Origin of the sequence: Streptomyces sp. NPDC006923, from assembly GCF_040635655.1 — a bacterium.
Lineage (GTDB): Bacteria > Actinomycetota > Actinomycetes > Streptomycetales > Streptomycetaceae > Streptomyces.
Map to the genome: position 1 here is coordinate 495,181 of NZ_JBEYIF010000003.1, position 21,173 is coordinate 516,353.

General features: G+C 71.0%; 13 protein-coding genes and 2 pseudogenes. 9 read left to right on the forward strand and 6 right to left on the reverse strand.

Translation table 11 applies throughout. The annotated features are described in order from the left end of the window. Nucleotides 1–167 precede the first annotated feature (167 nt). Nucleotides 168–1,268 (forward strand): ionic transporter y4hA, encoded by a 1,101-nt coding sequence (locus ABZ707_RS08165; protein WP_360169919.1) that lies wholly within the window; start codon nt 168–170, stop codon nt 1,266–1,268. Nucleotides 1,269–1,302: 34 nt separating this feature from the next. On the opposite strand, the gene paaK is transcribed toward ABZ707_RS08165, so the two are convergent. Continuing rightward, nucleotides 1,303–2,589, reverse strand: a complete 1,287-nt coding sequence (gene paaK / locus ABZ707_RS08170) for a phenylacetate--CoA ligase PaaK (RefSeq protein WP_360169671.1) — start codon at nt 2,587–2,589, stop codon at nt 1,303–1,305. Between the two features lie 306 nt (nt 2,590–2,895). On the opposite strand from paaK, the gene ABZ707_RS08175 reads away from it, so the two are divergent. The 4 genes from ABZ707_RS08175 (at nt 2,896) to ABZ707_RS08190 (ending at nt 7,772) form a co-directional block, all read left to right on the forward strand. Continuing rightward, a complete protein-coding gene (locus ABZ707_RS08175; RefSeq protein WP_360169674.1) occupies nt 2,896–3,138 on the forward strand; it encodes a DUF397 domain-containing protein in 243 nt (80 codons plus the stop codon). A gap of 265 nt (nt 3,139–3,403) precedes the next feature. Next, nucleotides 3,404–3,904, forward strand: a complete 501-nt coding sequence (locus tag ABZ707_RS08180; protein ID WP_319683308.1) for a hypothetical protein — start codon at nt 3,404–3,406, stop codon at nt 3,902–3,904. Nucleotides 3,905–4,126: 222 nt separating this feature from the next. After that, on the forward strand, nt 4,127–6,481 hold the full coding sequence (locus ABZ707_RS08185) for a glycoside hydrolase family 95 protein (RefSeq protein WP_360169677.1): 2,355 nt from the start codon (nt 4,127–4,129) through the stop codon (nt 6,479–6,481). A gap of 178 nt (nt 6,482–6,659) precedes the next feature. Further along, a complete protein-coding gene (locus ABZ707_RS08190; protein WP_360169680.1) occupies nt 6,660–7,772 on the forward strand; it encodes a chemotaxis protein in 1,113 nt (370 codons plus the stop codon). A 55-nt stretch (nt 7,773–7,827) separates the two neighbouring features. Here ABZ707_RS08190 and ABZ707_RS08195 read toward each other — a convergent pair whose 3' ends face one another. Together ABZ707_RS08195 and ABZ707_RS08200 are read right to left on the reverse strand one after the other, a co-directional pair. After that, on the reverse strand, nt 7,828–9,738 hold the full coding sequence (locus ABZ707_RS08195; protein ID WP_360169683.1) for an N-acetylmuramoyl-L-alanine amidase: 1,911 nt from the start codon (nt 9,736–9,738) through the stop codon (nt 7,828–7,830). Between the two features lie 354 nt (nt 9,739–10,092). Then, nucleotides 10,093–11,241 carry an aminoglycoside phosphotransferase family protein gene (locus tag ABZ707_RS08200; RefSeq protein ID WP_360169686.1) on the reverse strand — a complete coding sequence of 383 codons (1,149 nt, stop codon included), beginning with the start codon at nt 11,239–11,241 and terminating at the stop codon, nt 10,093–10,095. 233 nt (nt 11,242–11,474) lie between these two features. Between ABZ707_RS08200 and ABZ707_RS08205 the strand changes: the two genes are divergently transcribed. After that, nucleotides 11,475–12,968: a hypothetical protein gene (locus ABZ707_RS08205; RefSeq protein ID WP_360169689.1), complete on the forward strand. Its 1,494-nt coding sequence runs from the start codon at nt 11,475–11,477 to the stop codon at nt 12,966–12,968. Between the two features lie 45 nt (nt 12,969–13,013). On the opposite strand, the gene ABZ707_RS08210 is transcribed toward ABZ707_RS08205, so the two are convergent. The 3 genes and pseudogenes from ABZ707_RS08210 to ABZ707_RS08220 all read right to left on the reverse strand — a co-directional run bounded on the left by ABZ707_RS08210 (nt 13,014) and on the right by ABZ707_RS08220 (nt 15,570). Continuing rightward, the gene (locus ABZ707_RS08210) at nt 13,014–14,453 is read right to left on the reverse strand and encodes a SpoIIE family protein phosphatase (protein WP_360169692.1); all 1,440 of its coding nucleotides are present in this window, start codon (nt 14,451–14,453) and stop codon (nt 13,014–13,016) included. A 163-nt stretch (nt 14,454–14,616) separates the two neighbouring features. Then, nucleotides 14,617–15,211: pseudogene (locus tag ABZ707_RS08215) on the reverse strand (TetR/AcrR family transcriptional regulator). After that, nucleotides 15,208–15,570, reverse strand: coding sequence for a DUF1304 domain-containing protein (locus ABZ707_RS08220; RefSeq protein WP_360169695.1), 363 nt, complete (start codon nt 15,568–15,570; stop codon nt 15,208–15,210). The pseudogene ABZ707_RS08215 and the gene ABZ707_RS08220 overlap by 4 nt, the downstream one beginning before the upstream one ends. A gap of 605 nt (nt 15,571–16,175) precedes the next feature. Between ABZ707_RS08220 and ABZ707_RS08225 the strand changes: the two genes are divergently transcribed. The 3 genes and pseudogenes from ABZ707_RS08225 to ABZ707_RS08235 all read left to right on the forward strand — a co-directional run bounded on the left by ABZ707_RS08225 (nt 16,176) and on the right by ABZ707_RS08235 (nt 21,101). Further along, the gene (locus ABZ707_RS08225; protein ID WP_360169698.1) at nt 16,176–17,435 is read left to right on the forward strand and encodes a family 16 glycosylhydrolase; all 1,260 of its coding nucleotides are present in this window, start codon (nt 16,176–16,178) and stop codon (nt 17,433–17,435) included. Beyond that, nucleotides 17,432–18,835: a ricin-type beta-trefoil lectin domain protein gene (locus tag ABZ707_RS08230; protein WP_360169701.1), complete on the forward strand. Its 1,404-nt coding sequence runs from the start codon at nt 17,432–17,434 to the stop codon at nt 18,833–18,835. Before ABZ707_RS08225 ends, ABZ707_RS08230 begins: the two co-directional genes overlap by 4 nt. Before the next feature lie 115 nt (nt 18,836–18,950). Next, a pseudogene (locus ABZ707_RS08235) lies at nt 18,951–21,101 on the forward strand (RICIN domain-containing protein). Nucleotides 21,102–21,173: the final 72 nt, after the last annotated feature.

The following is a 21,173-nucleotide window of genomic DNA, read 5'->3' on the forward strand; positions in this document are numbered from 1 at the left end:
GCGGGAGCGGGGTGCTGTCAACCCTCCCGCCTCATACGGCCCGGCGATCCCACGGGATCTGACACCCCGTCAAACGGCCCTCGTCCCGGACCCGGAACCGGCCCCGCCGTCTGGCGCAGCCCACCGGGCGTGGCACCCCGGGCTCTGGCAGCGTGTGGCGCATGAGTATGCGTACCGGCATCAGGTCACTGGCATCCCAGTGGACCGTGCTGGTGCCGGTGCTCGCGGTGGTCGCGCTGGTGCTGAGCTGGGGGCGCGAGCTGTCGGGCTCCGCCGTCGTCCTGGTCGCCCTGTGCCTGGCGGGCGCCGTGCTCGCCGCCGTGCACCACGCCGAGGTGGTCGCCCATCGCGTGGGCGAGCCCTTCGGCTCGCTCGTCCTCGCCGTCGCGGTCACCGTCATCGAGGTGGCGCTCATCGTCACCCTGATGATCGACGGCGGAGGCAAGACCGCCTCGCTCGCCCGGGACACCGTCTTCGCCGCCGTCATGATCACCTGCAATGGGATCCTCGGACTGTGCCTGCTGGTCGGGGCGCTCCGCAGCAGGGTCGCCGTCTTCAACGCCGAGGGGACGGGCACCGCGCTGGCCACCGTCGCGACGCTGGCCACCCTCACCCTGGTCATTCCGACCTTCACCACCAGCAAACCCGGGCCGGAGTTCTCCCCGGCGCAGCTCGGCTTCGCCGCCGCGGCCTCCCTCGTGCTGTACGCGCTGTTCGTCACCGTGCAGACCGTGCGCCACCGGGACTACTTCCTGCCCGTCACCCAGGAGGGGGGCGTACGGCAGGAGGAGACACACGCTCCGCGGCCGACCCGGCGGGCGACGCTGCTGAGTCTGCTGATGCTGCTGGTGGCACTGGTCGCGGTCGTCGGTGACGCCAAGGCGGTCTCGCCGACCATCGAGTCGGGTGTGGCGTCGGCCGGGCTGCCCCAGGCCGTCGTCGGTGTTGTCATCGCGCTGCTGGTGCTGCTTCCGGAGACCCTCGCGGCGGTCCGCGCCGCCCGGCGCGAGCGGGTGCAGACGAGCCTCAATCTGGCGCTCGGCTCCGCCATAGCGAGCATCGGGCTGACCATCCCGGCCATCGCGCTCGCCAGTATCTGGCTGAGCGGACCGCTGGTGCTCGGCCTGAACTCCGTCCATATGGTCCTGCTCGCCCTGACCGTCGTGGTGGGCGCGCTGACGGTCGCTCCCGGACGGGCCACGCTGCTCCAGGGCGGGGTCCATCTCGGGATCTTCGCCGCGTTCGTCTTCCTCGCCATCAGCCCGTGACCGGGGGGCGTCGGTCGTCCGCCCCGGCCGGACGTCAGCGCGGCCTGAGGTCCACGATCCGCTTGATCTTGCCCACCGAGCGCTCCAGGGTGTCCGGGTCGACGATCTCCACGGACACCGACACTCCCACGCTCTCCTTCACCGCCGCCGCGATCGCGGGCGCCGCCGCCGCACGCTCACCGGCCGTCGCCCCGGCGCGGGCCTCGGCCCGCACGGTCAGGGAGTCCAGCCGGCCCTCCCGGGTCAGCCGGAGCTGGAAATGCGGGGCGACGCCCGCCGTACGGAGCACGATCTCCTCGATCTGGGTGGGGAAGAGATTCACCCCGCGCAGGATCACCATGTCGTCGGTCCGCCCCGTGACCTTCTCCATCCGCCGGAACACCCGGGCGGTGCCGGGGAGCAGCCGGGTGAGGTCCCGGGTCCGGTAACGGATCACCGGCATCGCCTCCTTGGTGAGCGAGGTGAAGACCAGCTCGCCCTCCTCGCCGTCCGGCAGCACCTCACCGGTGAACGGGTCGACGACCTCCGGATAGAAGTGGTCCTCCCAGATGTGGAGTCCGTCCTTGGCTTCCACGCATTCCTGGGCCATTCCCGGGCCCATCACCTCGGAAAGCCCGTAGATGTCCACCGCGTCGATCGCGCATCTCTCCTCGATCTCCCGGCGCATCGCCTCCGTCCACGGTTCGGCGCCGAAGATCCCGATCCTGAGGGAGGTGTCGCGCGGATCGACGCCCTGGCGCTCGAACTCGTCGAGCAGCGTCAGCATGTAGGAGGGCGTCACCATGATGATCTCGGGGCGGAAGTCCTGGATGAGCCGGACCTGGCGGGAGGTCATGCCGCCGGAGGCCGGGATCACGGTGCAGCCCAGCCGCTCGGCGCCGTAGTGCGCGCCCAGTCCGCCGGTGAAGAGTCCATAGCCGTAGGCCACATGCACCGTGTGCCCGGGGCGCCCGCCGGCCGCCCGGATCGAGCGGGCCACCACATCGGCCCAGGTGTCCAGATCCCGCTGGGTGTAGCCGACGACGGTCGGCCGGCCCGTGGTGCCGCTGGACGCGTGGATACGCCGCACCTCGGACTGGTCCACGGCGAACATCCCGAACGGATAGTTGTCGCGCAGATCGGCCTTCGCGGTGAACGGGAAGCGGGCCAGGTCGGCGAGCGAGCGGCAGTTCTCCGGACGCAGCCCCGCGTCGTCGAAGGACCGCCGGTAGAAGCCGACGTTCTCGTAGGCGTGCCGCAGCGTGGACCGCAGCCGTTCGAGCTGCAGTACGGCCAGCTCCTCGCGGCTGAGTTGCTCCGCGGCGTCCAGCACGGGTGTCATGGCCGCTCTCCCGGTCCCTCGGGCAATGCCGTCCGAATGATCGGTCGACCGATCATTCGGTCGACCGCCTCGGATCAGTAATTCAGGAGTGCCGACGAGCGTCAAGGGATCCGGCGCGGCCTCACCCCGCGCACCGGGCGTTGCCACGATCCCCGCGAGTGGTGCGGCCCGGCAGGACCCGCGCGGCGCGGCGGCCGGCGTCAACGCCGCGCCGTCCGGCGGCCCGGTGTCCTGCCGCCGCGGCCTGTCCGGGACCGGTGGCGGTGGATAGTCTGGCCCGGGACGACGCAGCGGGAGGAGCAGGACGTGGCAGACAGCACCACCACCCAGAAGCCGCTTTCGGGCTGGGACAAACCGGAACTCGACCTGAGCGGAGCGGACTGGCAGTCGAGCAGCCGGGGCACGGGTGACGTCCAGATCGCCTTCGTCGAGGGCTTTATCGCCATGCGCAACAGCGGCCGGCCGGAAAGCCCGTCGCTGATCTTCAGCCCGGCGGAGTGGCGAGCCTTCGTGATCAACGCGCGCGACGGCGAGTTCGACCTCACCTGACGCGGCCCGGACCGGCGCCGCACGGCCGGTGCGCCGGGCTTCCCCGCGGCTCCCGCCTCCGACTCTTCTGCGCGCGGCGGCAGTTGAGCCGGGTGCGGTGGCGCCCCGAGCCGTCATCACCGGGAGGACCCACCAGGCACCGTTCCTTCTTGTCCGCACCGCCGGTACCGGAGGGTTCGGAGCGGCGTTCCGGGCCCCGCTCGCGCCCCTTCACGAGGGCCCCACCCCGCTCGGGTGTAGTCGCGCGAACACGTACCATGGTGGGATGTCCTTCCTCCGCCGCCGCAGCGCCGCCACACCCGCGGGTCCGGACTTCGATGTCCTGGCCATGGACCCGGGTGACTGGCCCGGAAACCTGGGCGCCGGGCTGCTGCCCGCTCCCGACGGGAGCTGTCAGGGTGTCTTCCTCCGGTACGACCTGTTCGGCGGCCGCGGCCCCGCGATGATCATCGGCAACCTGCCGGAGGGCTCCCAGGCCCGTGATCTCGACGAGGGACAGATCCCGTTCGAGGTGGCCCAGCTACTGCTGGCCCTGGAGAACGAAGAGCCCGTCCAGGTCATCGGCGTCGAGGACATCCCGGTGATGCAGGGCGACAATCTGCTGATCGTCCGGCGTCTCAAGCTCTCCGAGAGCCGTATCTCCTGTGTGCAGTTCGACCGCAGCGACAATGTCCTGGTCACCATCGCGAGCTGGGACCGGCCGATCACCGATGATCTGTACGCGCTGCTGAAGCCGCTGCCCGCCGAGCTGTTCCAGCAGGGCTGAGGCCGGGAGCCGGGCCGGAGGCCGCCGCACGGCGGGGAGCGGCGGCGCCGGTTCTCGTGCGGGGGTGCCCGGCCTTTGTATACGGCCCCGGACCCACACGTGCCCCGCGGCGGCCACCGGACTGCCGGCGGTTTGACGCCGTTGCGCCGGGACACCGAGCCGGACAACGAATTTGTCATGTCCCTTGCCAATTCAGTCATCGGACTTTTAACGTGTCTGGCCATGACTTCTGGTATCAGCCGCAGAACCACGCTCAAGTCCGCGCTCGGGGTAACAGGCGCTCTGGCGCTGGGAGTTCCGGCGTTGTCCGGGACCGCCATCGCCGCCGATCCATCCGATGAATTAACACTGTGGTATCGAACACCCGCCGCCGACTGGGAGCGCGAGTCGCTGCCCATCGGCAGCGGCGCACTGGGTGCGAGCGTCTTCGGCACGCTCGGCACCGAGCGGCTCACCCTCAACGAGAAGAGCCTGTGGACCGGTGGCCCGGGCGCCGGAGGCGGTTATGACCACGGCGACTGGACCCAGCCCAGGCCGGGTGTCCTCGCCTCCGTCCAGCAACGCCTCGACACCGAGGGAAAGCTGACCCCGGAAGCCGTTGCGGCCGAGCTCGGCCAGCCGAAGCACGGCTTCGGTGCCTATCAGGTCTTCGGAGACCTGGAACTGGCCGTCCCCGGCGCGCCGACGGCTCCCGACGGCTCGTACCGGCGGGCGCTCGACCTCGGCCAGGCCGTGGCCGGTGTCTCGTACACCCATCAAGGGGTCGCGTACACCAGGGAGTTCTTCGCCTCGTACCCGGGCGACGTCATCGCGGGCCGGTTCGCCGCCGACCAGCCGGGCAAGGTCGGCTTCACCCTGCGCTACACCTCACCGCGCGACGACTTCTCCGCCACGGCGAGCGGCGACCGGCTCACCGTACGGGGGGCCCTCCAGGACAACGGCCTGCGGTTCGAGGCCCAGATCCGGGTCCGCACCAGCGGCGGGAGCGTCAGCGCGGGCGCGGACGGCACCCTCACCGTCAGCGGCGCCGACAGTGCCTGGTTCGTCCTGGCCGCCGGCACGGACTACGCCGACACCTTCCCGGACTACCGCGGCGACGACCCGCACGCGGCGGTCACCGCCGCGGTCGACGCGGCCGCCGCCCACTCGTACGAGGAGCTGCGCGCCGAGCATGTGAGCGACCACCGCGCGCTCTTCGACCGGGTCTCGCTCGACATCGGCCAGCAGACGCCGGACCTGTCCACGGACCAGCTCCTCGCGGGGTACACGGGCGGGACCAGCGCCGCCGACCGCGCGCTGGAAGCGCTGTTCTTCCAGTACGGACGCTATCTGCTCATCGCCTCGTCACGGGCCGGCTCACTGCCCGCGAACCTCCAGGGCGTCTGGAACAACGTCACCAACCCGCCCTGGTCGGCGGACTACCACGTCAACATCAACCTCCAGATGAACTACTGGCTCGCCGAGGTCACCAACCTCGCCGAGACCACCGCCCCCTACGACCGCTATGTCGAGTCGATGCGCGAACCGGGCCGCCGCAGCGCGCAGAAGATCTTCGGTTCGGCCGGCTGGGTCGTGAACAACGAGACCAATCCGTACGGCTTCACCGGCGTCCACGACTGGGCGACCTCCTTCTGGTTCCCGGAGGCCGCGGCCTGGCTGACCCAGCAGATGTACGACCACTACCGCTTCAACGGCTCCACCGACTATCTGCGCTCCACCGCCTACCCGGTGATGAAGGAGGCCGCCGAATTCTGGCTCGCCAACCTCAGGACGGACCCGCGCGACGGCACACTCGTCGTGACGCCCAGCTACTCGCCGGAACACGGTGACTTCACGGCCGGCGCCGCCATGTCCCAGCAGATCGTCCACGATCTGTTCACCAGCACGCTGGAGGCGGCCAGGACGCTCGGCGACGCCCCCGACTTCCGCACCCGGCTGGAGAACGCCCTCGGCGCGCTCGACCCCGGGCTCCGCATCGGCTCCTGGGGCCAGTTGCAGGAGTGGAAGACCGACGTGGACAGCCGGACCGACGACCACCGCCATGTCTCCCATCTCTTCGGGCTGCACCCGGGCCGGCAGATCGAGGCGGGCAGCGAATGGGCGGAGGCGGCGAAGGTCTCCCTCACCGCGCGCGGTGACGGCGGGACCGGCTGGAGCAAGGCATGGAAGATCAACTTCTGGGCCCGGCTGCGGGACGGCGACCACTCCCACAAGATGCTCTCCGAGCAGCTCAAGAGCTCCACCCTGCCGAACCTCTGGGACACGCATCCGCCGTTCCAGATCGACGGCAACTTCGGCGCCACGTCCGGTGTCGCGGAGATGCTGGTGCAGAGCCAGCACGGTCCGATCGAGATCCTGCCGGCCCTGCCCGGCTCCTGGCCCGACGGCCGGGTGACGGGGCTGCGGGCGCGCGGCGGTGTCACCCTCGACATCGTCTGGTCCGGCGGCAGCGCGAGCCGGATCACTCTCCGGGCGAGCCGTACCACCGACCTGACCCTGCGCAGCACCCTCTTCCCGGGAGGCGAGCACACCTTCAGGGCGAGCGCGGGCCAGACATACGTGTTTCCTCAGCCCTGAGCGGGCCGGCCGGGCCTGCCCGCCCCTGAGCCCGGCCGGTCCCCCCGACCGGCCGGGCCCCGGCCTCCCCTCCTGCGGAACCCGGCGGTATCCCGCAAAATGGATCCACGACCGGGGGCCGGCCCGGACGCACTGGCTGTCCGCCCGCCGCCGGGCCTTCACGGAGCGAAGGGGCAGCATGGACAGCAACGGTCTGACGCCCGACGTCCTGCGGGAGCTGCGCACACCACGCCCGTATCCCGCCGTGTCCCTGACGATGCCCACCCACCGGCGTGAGCCACGCAGCGAGGAGGACGTGGTGCGGCTGCGCAACCTCCTCGCCGAGGCCGGGCGGCGCCTGGAGGCCGAGCCGGAGCTGACCCGACGGGCGAGGCTCGCGGTCAGGGAACAGCTCGGCCGGGCGGTCTCCGAGGTCGATCTGCGCCATCCCCTCGACGGGCTGCTGCTCCTCGCGGACGCCGACGAACACAGCGTGTGGTATCTGCCGCGCGAGGTGCCCGAGCAGGTCGTCCTCGGCGACACGTATCTCACCAGGAATCTGGTGGCCGCCAGCGAGCAGTCGCGGCCCTACTGGGTGCTCGGGGTCGCCGCCGACCGCGCCACCCTGTGGAGTGGCCGCGGCGAGTCCCTGTACGAGCACCGCGAGGACGGTTTCCCCATGGCGCCGGAGCCGGAGACCTGGGACACCGAACGCGTGGAACGCATCGGCGACACACCGAGCACCTTCACCGACGAGGAGACCCGCCGCTTTCTCCGGTCCGTCGACGAGGCCGTGCGTACGGTGCTGGCACAGCAGCCGCGGCTGCTCCATCTGGTCGGCCTCGCGCCCGCCCTCGCGCTCCTGGAGGACGCGGGCAACGCCGCCACCCACACGGCCGCCGGCCGGCTGGTGAAGGGCGGACTGACGGACGGACCCGCCCCCGTCCTGCTCAGGGAACTCCAGCCCGTCTTCGAGGAGTGCGCCCGCCGTGAGCAGGACGAGACACTCGTCCGGCTCGACGAGGCCCGGAGCCGGCGCGCTTTCGCCGCGGGCCTCGACGAGGTCTGGGAATCGGTACGCGAGCGGCGGGCCGAAGTGGTCGCGCTCGAAGAGCACTACCGGGTCGCGGTCCGGGTCACCGACGGCCATCTGCTCCCCGTCGGCGACACCGCGCCCCACCGCCCCGGCATCTGCGACGACATCGTCGACGAACTGGTGGAGGCCGCCCTGGACGGCGGCGCCGAGGTGGTCTTCCTCCCGGACGACATGCTCGCCGGGCACGACCGGATCGCCGGCGTTCTGCGCTACTGACGGTGCCGGGCGCCACCGGACCCGCGGGTGACGCCCGGCGTGCCGGGGACGGCGGTCAGCGGCCCGGCCGGACCTCCACGTCGGACGCCTTCACATAGGCGACCCGGTGCCCGTACTGGATCTCGTAGTACATCTCCTTGCCCCGCACCACCCGGTGCCCGGCGGTGTCGAAGACCGGCGAGTAGTAGTACTCACCGGGCGCCACATCGCCCACCACATAGCGCTGGCCCGCGAGCAGCTTGTACGGCAGCGCGGACACCGTCTGCACCGGCACGTCCGTCGGATACGCCGATGCCTCCGGGTAGGCCCGCCCGTACACCGGCACCTCCGCCAGGCCGGCCTTCGGCGTCAGCAGCGTCGCCCTGGCACCCACCGCCGTCGGCTGGGTGCGCGGGTTGTGGAACCACGCCCGCTGGCCGAGATACCAGATCGCCGTCCAGTCGCCCCTGCGGCCGGCCACCGCGTACTGCTGGCCGGTCGAGGCCCGGGCCCCGAGGTCGTTGACGCCGGTCGTGGAGTCCGCGCCGTCCGGACGCAGACCGATGTCCTCGACGAGCGGCGCCTTCTCGTCCGGGGCGGTGTGCAGACGTACCGCGCCGGAGCCGTGCGGCGCGCACGCCTCACCGGCCTTCACACACCCGGTGTAGGACGGCTTGTTGGCCGCGTAGTCGGGCCGGATCGTCACCGCCTCAGCCGTCGCTCCTGTGCTGCCCCCGAACGGCCTGCCCAGCAGTTCGAAGTAGTGCGCCCAGTCCCAGTACGGACCGGGATCGGTGTGCATGTCGGGGATCAGCGCGGTGGTCGTGCCCGGCACATTGTCATGGCCCAGGATGTGCTGGCGGTCCAGCGGGACATCGTGCTTCCGGGCCAGATACCTCACCAGGCGGGCGGACGAGCGGTACATCGCCTCGGTGAACCAGGCGTCGGGCGCGGCGAGGAAACCCTCGTGCTCCAGACCCACCGACTTGCTGTTGACGTACCAGTTGCCGGCGTGCCAGGCGACGTCCTTGGCCGCCACATGCTGGGCGACATGCCCGTCGGACGAGCGCAGTGTGTAGTTCCACGACACATAGGCCGGGTCCTGGATCATGGTGATCGTGCCGGCCCACGACGCCTCGGTGTCATGGATGACGATGTAGTCGATCGCCTGGGAGACCGGCCGGTCGGCCTTGTCGTGGTTGCCGTAGTCGTCCTCGCCGAACTCCGCGTACGGCGCGGGAATCCACTCGCAGGCGACCGTCCTCGGGCACTCCGTGTTCGCCGCCGAGACCTTGCGCAGGCCGAGCCGGGAGAGCGGGGAGGTGTCGGGCGAGAGCCGCGGCGCCGCGGGCAGGGCCACCTGCTGGCCGGTGTCCGTCGTACGCCGCTCACCCGCCCGGATCACCGCGTACACATCGTTGGCGTACATCGCCGCGGTCGCCGAGTCGTCCGCCCCGGAGAACCGGGCGACCGCCCCGTACCAGGCGGCGGGATCATTGCTCAGCGGCCGGCCCAGCTCCCGCTGCGCCGCGGCCAGCAGCGCCGCACCGCCCCGGACATTGGCGGCGGGACTGTCGCGCAGCTTCTCGGCCGGCAGCCCGGTCAGCTCGGCGGCCCGGTCCAGCGTACGCAGCCGGGCCGGCAGCGCGGACGCCCTGGGCAGCGCCGCCGCGCCGGGCCGCTTCGCCGCACGCGAGCTGTCGCCGCGCGCGTCCTCCGTCGCGTCGGAGTGGTGGGGCGCCTCGGCGAGCGCGGTCCTGGCGTCGGTGAGATGCATGGGGCCGTAGCCGCCGGTGACACTGGGCGCTCCGCTGTGCGTGTCCCAGCGGGACTGCAGATAGGAGACACCGAGAAGCACGCTTCCCGGCACCCGGTACTGCGCGGCGGCGGCGGCGAACTCGCGTTGCAGGGAGCCGGATCCGGGCTGTTCCGCGGTGGCGGAGGGAGCGGCCGAGACCAGCGGCAGCAGCAGGGCGGCGGACGCCACGACGCCGCTCGCTCTCAGCGCGCGCCGGCGCGGGGCCTGGGGACGTGGGGGGACGGAACCTTGCAATGCAGCCTCCAGTGACGGGTGTACGGGAAGAGCCCGCGGAGCCGGGCCGCACCCAGGCGTATCGGCTCCCAGACGATCCGTCAATGATGCGCCAAGGCAGGGATTTCGCACGTCAGCGCCGGTATCGCGGAGTTTCGCGGCGGCGGCTCCCGGGCCTGCGGCGCGTCAGTGGAGTGAACCAATGAACGTATACGAAGACCCCGGCGCGGCGCGGCAGCCGAACGCGCCGCGTGCCCCGTGTGTCGGCACGGGGCACGCGGCGCGGGTCCTCCCTCCGGCGGAGCCGGATCAGCGGGTGCCGACGGCGGCCCGCACGGCCCGCCGCGCCATGGCGCAGTCCTCGTGCAGACGCCTCAGCAGCAGCCGCTGTTCCTCGCCTGTCGGCGCGCCCGCCTGCCGGTCCGGGGAAGGGGACACGGCGGCGGACACGGTCCGGGACGGCGAAGGCCCGGATGACGGCGCCTCGCGCATCGCGCGCTGCACCGCCGTCTCGTACATCCGGATCTCCCGGGTCAGTACGAGCATCAGATTGACCAGGAAGGCGTCCCGTGCCGCCGGACCGGCGGCCTGGGCGCGCTTGCTGATCTCCCGCCGCGCCAGCGGAGCGTCTCCGAGCACCGCCCAGAGAGTCGCCAGGTCGTACCCGGGCAGATACCAGCCCGCGTGCTCCCAGTCGACCAGCACCGGACCCGCCGGCGACAGCAGTATGTTCGAGAGCAGAGCGTCGCCGTGACAGAACTGGCCCATGCTCTGCCTGCCGCCCGCCAGTCCGTGCAGCAGCTTCTGCAGATCGTCCAGATCCCGGTCGGTGAACAGTCCGAGCTCGTGGTAGCGGGCGATCCGCGCCGCGTAGTCGAGCGGCGCGTCGAACAGTCCGGCCGGCGGTCGCCAGGCATTGAGCCGTGCGACCGCGCCGAGCGCGGTCCGCAGATCGGCCCGGGGCGGAGCCTCCACGGGATGGCGGGCCAGCGCCGCCGCCCGGCCCGGCATCCGCTCGACCACCAGCGCGCAGTTCTCGGGGTCCGCGGCGATGAGCCGGGGCACCCGCACCGGTGGGCGGTGCCGGACGAACGAGCGGTAAGCGGCTATCTCGTGACGGAACCGTTCGGTCCATACCGGTGAGTGGTCCAGCAGGCACTTGGCGACCGCGGTGGTGCGCCCGGTGGATCCGACGAGAAGGACGGAACGGCCGCTGCGGCGCAGCACCTGCACCGGATTGAACTCCGGACAGATCCGGTGTACCGAAGCGATCGCCATCCGAAGCTGCGCGCCCTGAGGGCCGGACAAGTCGATTCTCCCGCTGAGCGGTTGGGTGACCACCCCTGCCCGGAGCCGGGTCCGACCGGCGTGGGCGGGGTCGAGATACGGTCCGCTGCCGGGCGCGACCGTACGCTGCGACCGGGGCGGGGCAGACACGGAGGACGATGCTGTGTACATGGGTGGTACAGATCCCTTCGTGCGCCGACGAGTTGCGTGCGCCTCCCGTCCCGGCGGCAGTTCCGCACCCTGGGGAGTGCCGAACGCCGCCGGGACGAGGTGGCGCTTTCCTACCTGACACCGGCGAACGGGTGGCACACCACATGGCGCACCCTGGCGAAAGCGTGGCGAATAGTCGCCACGCATCTGACAGAGGGTTACTGTCAACTCAGCCGAGAACCTGGGGGCTTGACGTGAGCGCGGAACCCAACACGCGTCTGTCGGATCTGTTCGGCCTGGCCGGCTGGTCCAAGGGCGAACTCGCACGGCTGGTGAACCGGCAGGCGGCGGCCATGGGCCACCCCCAACTGGCCACCGACACCTCGCGGGTGCGGCGCTGGATCGACCGGGGCGAGATCCCCCGCGATCCTGTCCCGAGAGTGCTGGCGACCCTGTTCACCGAGCGGCTCGGTCGTGTCGTGACCATCGAGGACCTCGGGTTCGTCCGGAACGGGCGCGCGGGGAAACGGCGGGACGCCCGGAACGCGGACAACCCCGACGCTCTCCCGTGGGCGCCCGACCGTACGGCGGCGGTCCTCACCGAATTCACGGGAATGGACCTCATGCTCAACCGTCGCGACTTGATGGGCGCGGGCGCCGCGCTCACCGTGGGCTCCGTGCTCAGCAGCGCCATGCATGACTGGCTGCACTCCGATCCAGCACTGTCGTCCGACGCCCCCCGGCTCGGCGATCCCCTGCACGCCGACTCCGCCGGGTTCGACCGCTACGAGGCCGCCCCCATCGGGTCGCAGGAGATCGACGCGCTGGAGCATTCCGTCGAGGTGTTCCGCGCCTGGGACGCCGCCCGGGGCGGTGGGCTCCAGCGCAAGGCGGTGGTGGGCCAGCTCAACGAAGTGGGCGGCCTGCTCGCCTACCGTCACCCCGAGGCACTTCAGCGGCGTCTGTGGGGCGTCGCCGCGAATCTCGCCGTACTCGCCGGGTGGATGTCCCACGACGTCGGCCTCGAACCCACCGCCCAGAAGTACTTCGTCATCGCCGCCCACGCGGCACGCGAGGGCGGCGACCGTCCCCGCGCGGGCGAGGCACTCTCCAGAGCGGCCCGTCAGATGGTCCATCTGGGCCGGCCCGACGAGGCCCTCGATCTGATGAAGCTCGCCAAGTCCGGCTCCGGCGAGGAGACACTGCCGCGCACCAGGGCCATGCTGCGCACGATCGAGGCCTGGGCCCAGGCGTCCATGGGCCACGGTCAGGCCATGCGCCGCACCCTGGGCGAGGCGGAGGATCTCTTCGGCTCGGACAAGGGCGACGTCCCGCCGCCCTGCTGGATGCAGATGTTCGACGAGGCGGACCTGCACGGAATGGAGGCCCTGGCCTTCCGTACCCTCGCCGAGCACGAGCCCTCGGCGGCCGGTGTCGCGCAGAGCCACGCCAAACGGGCGCTGGAGTTGCGGGGCAACGGCCGACAGCGGTCCAAGATCTTCGACTACATCTCGCTGGCCTCGGCCTGCTTCATCGGCGACGACCCGGAGCAGGCCGACCGCTACGCCCGGCTGGCGCTGATGTCGATGGGGGAGACCTCCTCGCACCGCACCTGGGACCGGCTGCGGGAGATGTACCGGCTCACCGGCCAGTACGCGGGGTATCCGAGGATCGAGGACCTGCGCGAGGAGATCCAGCTCGTCCTGCCGAAGGATTCCGTCAAGCGGGTGAGGAGCGCCGGCATCTGACATCCGTCGCACCGGCCCCGCCGGACGGGGCGTTCGACCGAGCCCTCAGCCGCTGACCCTGGCGACCATCACACAGGCGTCGTCGGCCCGCCCGGTCTCGCCGAACTCCTCGACGACCGTCGTGGCGCACTGCCGCGCGGTACGGGCCCCGGTCAGCCGGGGCGCCAGCGCCAGGAGCCGGTCCTGTTCGGTCGTGGCGCCGTCGGCGGTGAGTCCGTCGGTGTGCAGCACCAGCAGGTCTCCGGGCCGAAGCCGGACACCGGCCTGCTCGTACGCGGCCCCCGGGGTCGCGCCGAGCAGCACGCCGTCCGGCGTTGTCAGCGTGCGCCCCGCCCCGTCGCGGAACAGCAGCGGGGCGGGGTGTCCCGCCTGCGCCCAGGTGAAGGTGCGTGTCGCCGGGGTGTAGCGGGAGCACAGGACGCCGCCCAGCGCGGGCTGCTCCGAGGCGTCGAGCAGTTGATTGAGGTGCCCCAGCAGCGCGCCGGGCTGGACCCCCGCGACGGCCATCCCGCGCAGGGCGCCCAGCAGCATCGCCATGGAGGAGGCGGCGGCCATGCCGTGGCCGGTGAGATCGCCGACCGTCAACAGAGTCTCGCCGCCGGGCAGTTCGAAGACGTCGTACCAGTCACCGCCGGTCGGCGGGCTGGACACGGACGGCAGATAGCGGGCGGCCAGATCCAGTGCCGCGGGACCGCTTCCCGACATCTGCAACGACCCGCGCCACGACGGGAGGAGGGCCTCCTGGAGCTCGGTCACGAGCCGCCGCTCGGTCCTCGCGACATGCTGTGCGCGCCGGAGCGAGTCACCGGATTCGCGCACCGCGCGCTCACTGCGGCGCAGTTCGCTGATGTCCCGCAGGACCGCCCACATGGAGGCGGTGCAGCCGCCCGCGTCGACGACGGGCTCACCCAGCATGTGCAGCGTACGGATGCGACCGTCCGGCATGAGGACACGGAACTCGCCGTCGATGGGCCTTCCGTCGATCAGACAGCCCGTCACCATCGATGTGAGCACCGGCTGGTCGTCGGGGAAGACCAGGGAGGGCAGTTCGTCCAGTGACATCGGGCCGCTCTCGGCCGGCCGCCCCAAGATCTCGTACAGCTCGTCCGACCAGCTCACCTCGTCGGTGAGGAGATCCCACTCCGCGCTGCCCACCCGGCCGAGTGCCGGAGCCGCGAGCGCCGTCGGTTCGTACCGGCGGTGAGCCCGAGCGGACGGAGGCTCCTGTCCCTCGTCGGCGGGGGTGTCCGGCCGTCCCGCCCTGAGCTGGTCCAAATGGGCGCCGAGGTGGTCCAGTTGCCGTACGGCCAGGTCGCAGAGCGCCCGCTGCCAGCGCCACAGGGTGTCGTCGTCGTCGACCGAGGTGTCCCGGCGTACGGCGTCCATGTCTCCGCGCAGCCGGCGGGCCTGGCTGATGAGCGCGTCCACCGTCTCCCGCTCGGGAGTCTGGGGCGCTGGACGGTCCGCGAACAGGGGGGACGGCATCTCGTACTCCGATACGGGCGCGGCACTGCGTGGTCTGAATGATGGACCGCTATGACTGTGGCACAGGGGCCCGGGGCCTGTAAGGCATTCGGCGACACTCGATCCGGTGGTGCTTCTGGCATATGCCGCAGGCTCTGCGGACCGTGCTCCGACGGGCTGTGTCTCAGGCGGCCGGCAGGCGGTGCAGCGCGACGAGCAGCCCCCAGATCCGGGTCGCGATGCCCTCCGGCGAGTCCTCGATCAGTCCGTGTGTCCGCCAGCACACCGGTGAAGGCGGCGGAGACCGCCGAGGCGATCAGCTCGGGAGCGGGCGCTCCGGCCAGGGCGCGCTCGGCGCGGCTGCGCTCACGCAGTTCACGGTGGAGCAGCTCGCCCAGCGGGCCGCCGCCACCCGGGCGCAGCAGTGTCCTGTAGAGCGCCGCGTGCGTGGGCAGGCCGGTGAAGAACGAGGTGAGCGCGGGCGGCGGCCGGTGCGGATCGGGTGCGCCACGCCAGGCGTGCACGGCGGCCACCGCGTCCCGTACCACCTCCGCGCAGGCGTCCGCGGCCAGAGCCCGGAGATCCGGGTAGTGCAGATAGAACGTGGCCCGGCCCATCCCGGCCCGGCGGACCAGAGCGGCCACCCCGATCTCTTCGAGCGGGCGCTCCGCACAGGCGTCGAGGAGCGCCCGGCGGAGTCTGGCCCGGGTCCTGGCGGCCCGGGGATCGGCCTCGGACCCGCGGCCGGCCGGTGGATCGCCCGCCGGTGCGCCGGTCACCCGGCCGCCAGGACGGTGGCCAGCGCTATCGCTCCCGGCAGGGCCTGGACATACAGAATGCGCCTGTTCGCGGTGGCTCCGCCGTAGAGACCAGCGACGACCACGCAGCTCAGGAAGAAGATCTGGACCCGGTGGCCGGTGGGGTCGGCGGCGAACAGCCCCCAGATCAGCCCGGCCGCCAGAAAACCGTTGTAGAGGCCCTGGTTGGCGGCGAGGGTCGCCGTCGCTCGGGCCATGTCGGCGTCGAATCCGGAGAGTTCGCGTCCCGGCTTCCGTTCCCAGAGGAACATCTCCAGCACCAGGACGTAGATGTGGAAGGCCGCCACCAGGGCGGTCAGGACATTCGCGGCTGTCTGCATGATCGGGACCCTCAACGTTCCTGGCTGCTTCTGGACAAGTGTCCATGAACTTATCGGCAGCCGTTCGGAAGCCGGGACGCCGGGTGGGCGGGGCCCCGACGGGCCCGCGCCCGGTCCCGCACCCGCGTGCGCCGTGGGGCGGGGCAAGAAAAATGCCTCCCGGCCCGCCCCGGCGCCGTATGCCGTTGGAAGCGCCCGTGGCCGTGGCGGCGGCCACGGGCAGTGTGGTGGCGGCGCCACGAGTCAACAGCACGCGCGGGCAGGGGCGTTGGCGTGGTGGTGGGGCGACCGTTCAGCGGAGCCTCCCACAGGTGCCGGGGCCCTCGGTGAACAGCAGGCGTCAGTCATGTGCGGGTCAAGTCGAGGACGGCTGGGCGGCGGGCCGCCCGGTTGTGCCGGGTCTGCGTTCATATGTATGTGCGGCAGACATGAATCTGCTCAACTTTGGTCCATACCAGCTCCTTGACGACCCCTCCCGCCCTCCCTTAAATCAAGTATTGAAATAAGCGTCGGCGGTGGCCTTCCTGGAAGTTCCGCCTTGTCGGCGCAAAATGTCATGCGCATGCCCCCCACTTGAAGTGATGTGATGACCTGTGCGAATCCCCATGGGACGCCGACTGGCGCTGTACGCGCTCGCTCTTGTGTGCTCCGCCGGAGCGGTGGCCGCGGCGGCCCCCGCAGGAGCGGCCGCCGCACCCGAGCCGCGTCCGGCAGCGGCCGCCGCGGCGGCGGCGGTCACCTTCTCCGACGACTTCAACGGCCCGGCCGGTTCGGGAGTCGACGGCAGCAAGTGGCAGTTGGAGACCGGTGACAACGTCAACAACCACGAGCGGCAGTACTACACCTCGGGCAACCAGAACGCGGTGCTCGACGGCCAGGGCAACCTGGTCATCACCGCGCGCAGGGAGAACCCGGGCAACTACCAGTGCTGGTACGGCCGGTGCGAGTACACCTCCGCGCGGCTGAACACCGCGGGCAAGTTCACCTCCACCTACGGACGTGTGGAGACCCGGCTGAAGGTCCCGCGCGGCCAGGGCATGTGGCCCGCCTTCTGGATGCTCGGCACCGAGGGCGGCGGCTGGCCCAACAACGGTGAGATCGACATCATGGAGAACGTCGGCTTCGAGCCCGGCACCGTCCACGGCACCCTGCACGGCCCCGGCTACTCCGGCTCGGGCGGTATCGGCGCCGGCTACACCCTGCCCGGCGGCCAGGCGTTCGCCGACGGGTTCCACACCTTCGCGATCGACTGGGCGCCCGACTCCATCACCTGGTCGGTCGACGGCAACGTCTACCAGCGCCGCACCCCCGCCGATCTGGGCGGCCGGAGCTGGGTCTTCAACAAGCCCTTCTTCATGATCCTCAACCTCGCGGTGGGCGGCTACTGGCCCGGCGACCCCAACGGCAGCACCCCCTTCCCGGGCCAGCTCGTCGTCGACTACGTACGCGTCACCACCGGTGACAGCGGCAGCGGTGGCACGGGTGGCGCGATCACCGGGCTGGGCGGCAAGTGTGTCGACGTCGCCGCCGCCAGCTCGGCCAACGGCACCCCCGTCCAGCTCTACGACTGCAACGGCTCCGCCGCGCAGAAGTGGACCGTGGGCGCCAACGAATCGCTGCGCGCGCTCGGCAAGTGCCTGGACGTGAAGGACAACAGCACGGCGGACGGCGGACAGCTCCAGCTGTGGGACTGCACCGGCGGACCCAACCAGCGCTGGGCCCTGCCGGCCGCGCAGGACATCGTGAACATCCAGGCGAACAAGTGCCTGGACGCCACCGGCAACAGCTCCGCCAACGGCACCCGGCTGCAGATCTGGACCTGCACGGGAACCGCGAACCAGAAGTGGACGGTGAACCGCGCATGACCCTCGCGCGCAGGCCCTGGAAACACCTCAGATCCCTCGCCCTGCTGGCCGCGCTGCCCCTCGCGGTCGGCGCGTCCGTCGTCACCACGCCGACCCCGGCCACCGCGGCCGTCGCCGCGGTCGGCTCGATCACCGGGCTGGGCGGCAAGTGTGTCGATGTGGCGGCGGCCAGTTCGGCCAACGGCACCCCGGTGCAGCTCTACGACTGCAACGGCTCCACCGCCCAGCAGTGGGACGTCCGGTCAGACGGCTCCGTCCGGGCGCTCGGCAAGTGTCTGGACGTGAAGGACAACAGCACCGCCAACGGCGCGCAGCTCCAGCTCTGGGACTGCACCGGCTCCGCCAACCAGCGCTGGAGCGTCTCGGCGGCGCGCGACATCGTCAACGTCCAGGCGGACAAGTGCCTGGACGTCACGGGCAACACCTCCGCGAACGGTACCCGGCTGCAGATCTGGACCTGCACCGGCGCGGCCAACCAGAAGTGGACCGCGCCCACGGGCGGCGGCACCCCGCCCGCGCCGAGCGGCTCCATGGCCGTCGCGCCGTACCTCTACAACGGCTGGGGCAACACGCCCAACCCGACCACCGTCATGAACGCCACCGGCGTCAAGTGGTTCACGCTGGCGTTCGTGCTCAGCAACGGCTACTGCAACCCGCAGTGGGACGGCGGCCGGCCGCTCGTCGGCGGTGTGGACCAGCAGACGGTCAACACCGTGCGCGCCAATGGCGGCGACATCATCCCGTCCTTCGGCGGCTACAGCGGCAACAAGCTGGAGAGCTCCTGCTCCAGCGCCGGTGAGCTGGCGGCGGCGTACCAGAAGGTCATCAACGCGTACGGCCTCAAGGCGATCGACATCGACCTGGAAGCCGCCGCGTATGACAACCCGACGGTGCAGCAGCGGACCGTGGACGCGCTCAAGACCATCAAGGCGAACAACCCCGGCATCAAGGTCATCATCACGATCGGCACCAGCACGAACGGCCCCGACACGGGGCTGATCAACCGCGCGGCCTCCTCCGGGCTGGCCGTCGACAGCTGGACGATCATGCCCTTCGACTTCGGCGGCGCCGGCCAGAACATGGGCACGCTCACCGTCCGCGCGGCCGAGGGCCTCAAGAACGCGCTCAAGAACGCGTACGGGTACAGCGACGACACGGCCTACCGGACCATGGGCATCTCGTCCATGAACGGCATCACCGATGTCCAGGAGACGGTGACCGTCGCGGACTTCCGCACGATCCTCGCCTACGCCCAGCAGCACCACCTGGCCCGGCTGACCTTCTGGTCGGCCAACCGCGACCGGCCGTGCCCCGGGGCCTACCCGAACGACGACACCTGCTCCGGCGTGAGCCAGCAGGCGTGGGACTTCACCCGCACCTTCGCCCAGTACGCCGGCTGACCGGGCGAGGAGAAAACCCGTGAACACACTCTCGTACGGCGGCGGAACACCTCGCCGCCACCACAACCCGTCGGTACGCACACTCCTGCTGCTCGTGGTGGCGCTCTGCGCCTCGCTGGTCGCCCTGCCGCAGCAAGAGGCCACGGCCGGCACGGTGGGCACGACGGCCGCGGCCGCCCTGCCCACCGGGTGGGTCACCGTCACCAACAAGGGCAGCGGCAAGTGCGTCGACGCCCGCGCCGCGGCGACCGGCAACGGCACCGCGGTGCAGCAGTACGCCTGCAACGGCAGCCTCGCCCAGAACTGGACCCTCACCGCCACCAGCGGCGGCCATGTGCGGGTCGGCAACCGCAACGCCGAGGCTCAGGTCTGGGACGTGAAGGACGTGTCGGCCGCCGACGCCGCGGCGATCCAGCTCTAGACATACAGCGACGGTGTCAACCAGCAGTGGCTGCCGGTGGCGGAGACCGACGGCGCGTACCACTTCGTCAACCGCAACAGCGGCAAGTGCCTCGATGTGCCGAGCGCGTCGACCGCGGACAGCGTGCAGCTCCAGCAGTACGCGTGCAACGGATCCGCGGCGCAGTCCTTCCGCGTGGAGGCCGCCGATCCGCCGCCGCCCGCCGGTACACCGGATCTCGGCCCCAATGTCGTCGTCTTCGACCCGTCGATGTCGGCCGCCTCGATCCAGAGCCGGGTGGACGCCACCTTCCGCCAGCAGGAGACCAACCAGTTCGGCACCCAGCGGGCGGCCTTCCTGTTCAGGCCGGGCACCTACGACGCCAATGTGAATGTCGGCTTCTACACGCAGGTCGCCGGACTGGGCCTGTCCCCGGACGATGTCAACATCCGTGGCTCCGTCCATGTCGAGGCCGACTGGTTCCCGCCGCAGAACGCCACGCAGAACTTCTGGCGCAGCGCCGAGAACCTCTCGGTGACCCCGACCACGGGCACCGACCGGTGGGCGGTCTCCCAGGCCGCTCCGTACCGCCGTATGCATGTCCGCGGCGATCTCGCGCTGGACGACGGCGGCTGGGCGAGCGGCGGCTTCATGGCCGACACCAAGATCGACGGCCAGGTCAGGTCGGGCTCGCAGCAGCAGTGGCTGTCCCGCAACACCGAATGGGGGAGCTGGAACGGCTCCAACTGGAACATGGTGTTCGTCGGCGCGCGGAACGCGCCCGCCAACAGCTTCCCCAACCCGCCCTACACCACGGTCGACCAGACCCCGCAGGTGCGCGAGAAGCCCTTCCTGTACGTCGACGCGGCCGGCGCCTACAAGGTGTTCGTCCCGGCGCTGCGCGCCAACTCGCAGGGAACGACCTGGTCGGGCGGCGCTCCGGCGGGCACGTCGCTCCCGCTCGACCAGTTCTACATCGTCAAGCCCGGTGCGACGGCCGCGGACCTCAACGCCGCGCTCGCGCAGGGCAAGAACCTGCTGGTCACCCCCGGGGTCTACCACCTCAACCAGAGCCTGAGGATCACCCGCGCCGACACCGTCGTCCTCGGGCTCGGCCTCGCCACACTCATCCCGGACAACGGCATCACGGCGGTCTCGGTCGCCGATGTCGACGGGGTGAAGGTGGCGGGCCTGCTCATCGACGCGGGGACGGTCAACTCCCAGCGCCTGATGGAGGTGGGTGCCGACGGCTCGAACGCGAGCCACGCGGCCAACCCCACCTCGCTGCACGATGTGTTCTTCCGCATCGGCGGCGCGGGCGTCGGCAAGGCGACCACCAGCCTGGTTGTCAACAGCCGCAATGTCATCGGTGACCACATGTGGCTCTGGCGGGCCGACCACGGCAGCGGGGTCGGCTGGACCTCGAACACGGCTGACACCGGACTGGTTGTGAACGGCGCCGATGTCACCATGTACGGCCTGTTCGTGGAGCATTACCAGAAGCATCAGACGATCTGGAACGCCAACGGCGGCAAGACGTACTTCTACCAGAACGAGATGCCGTACGACCCGCCGAACCAGGCGGCCTGGATGAACGGCGCGACGCAGGGATACGCCGCCTACAAGGTGGCCGACTCCGTGACCAGCCATCAGGCGTTCGGGCTGGGCAGCTACTGCTTCTTCAACGTCAACAACAGCGTGACCGCCGAGCACGCGTTCGAAGTGCCCAACAATCCCAATGTCCGCTTCCGCAACATGGTGTCGGTGTCCCTCGGCGGCACCGGAACCATCCGGCATGTCATCAACGACAGGGGAGGCCCGTCGAACTCGGCCACGAACGTGGCCAATCTCGTCAGCTACCCCTGACACCGGCCGTCCCGGGCACCCGCGCCACACCGGGTGCCCGGGACGGGCCGTCCCGGCCCCGACACGTGTCGC

Excerpts from the sequence above, each read along its gene's own strand:
- ABZ707_RS08200 (WP_360169686.1), bottom strand. The coding sequence starts at position 11,241 with ATGTACACAGCATCGTCCTCCGTGTCTGCCCCGCCCCGGTCGCAGCGT.
- ABZ707_RS08225 (WP_360169698.1), top strand. The coding sequence starts at position 16,176 with ATGGGACGCCGACTGGCGCTGTACGCGCTCGCTCTTGTGTGCTCCGCC.
- ABZ707_RS08220 (WP_360169695.1), bottom strand. The coding sequence starts at position 15,570 with ATGCAGACAGCCGCGAATGTCCTGACCGCCCTGGTGGCGGCCTTCCAC.
- ABZ707_RS08210 (WP_360169692.1), bottom strand. The coding sequence starts at position 14,453 with ATGCCGTCCCCCCTGTTCGCGGACCGTCCAGCGCCCCAGACTCCCGAG.
- ABZ707_RS08190 (WP_360169680.1), top strand. The coding sequence starts at position 6,660 with ATGGACAGCAACGGTCTGACGCCCGACGTCCTGCGGGAGCTGCGCACA.
- ABZ707_RS08230 (WP_360169701.1), top strand. The coding sequence starts at position 17,432 with ATGACCCTCGCGCGCAGGCCCTGGAAACACCTCAGATCCCTCGCCCTG.
- ABZ707_RS08165 (WP_360169919.1), top strand. The coding sequence starts at position 168 with ATGCGTACCGGCATCAGGTCACTGGCATCCCAGTGGACCGTGCTGGTG.
- ABZ707_RS08185 (WP_360169677.1), top strand. The coding sequence starts at position 4,127 with ATGACTTCTGGTATCAGCCGCAGAACCACGCTCAAGTCCGCGCTCGGG.
- ABZ707_RS08180 (WP_319683308.1), top strand. The coding sequence starts at position 3,404 with ATGTCCTTCCTCCGCCGCCGCAGCGCCGCCACACCCGCGGGTCCGGAC.
- paaK (WP_360169671.1), bottom strand. The coding sequence starts at position 2,589 with ATGACACCCGTGCTGGACGCCGCGGAGCAACTCAGCCGCGAGGAGCTG.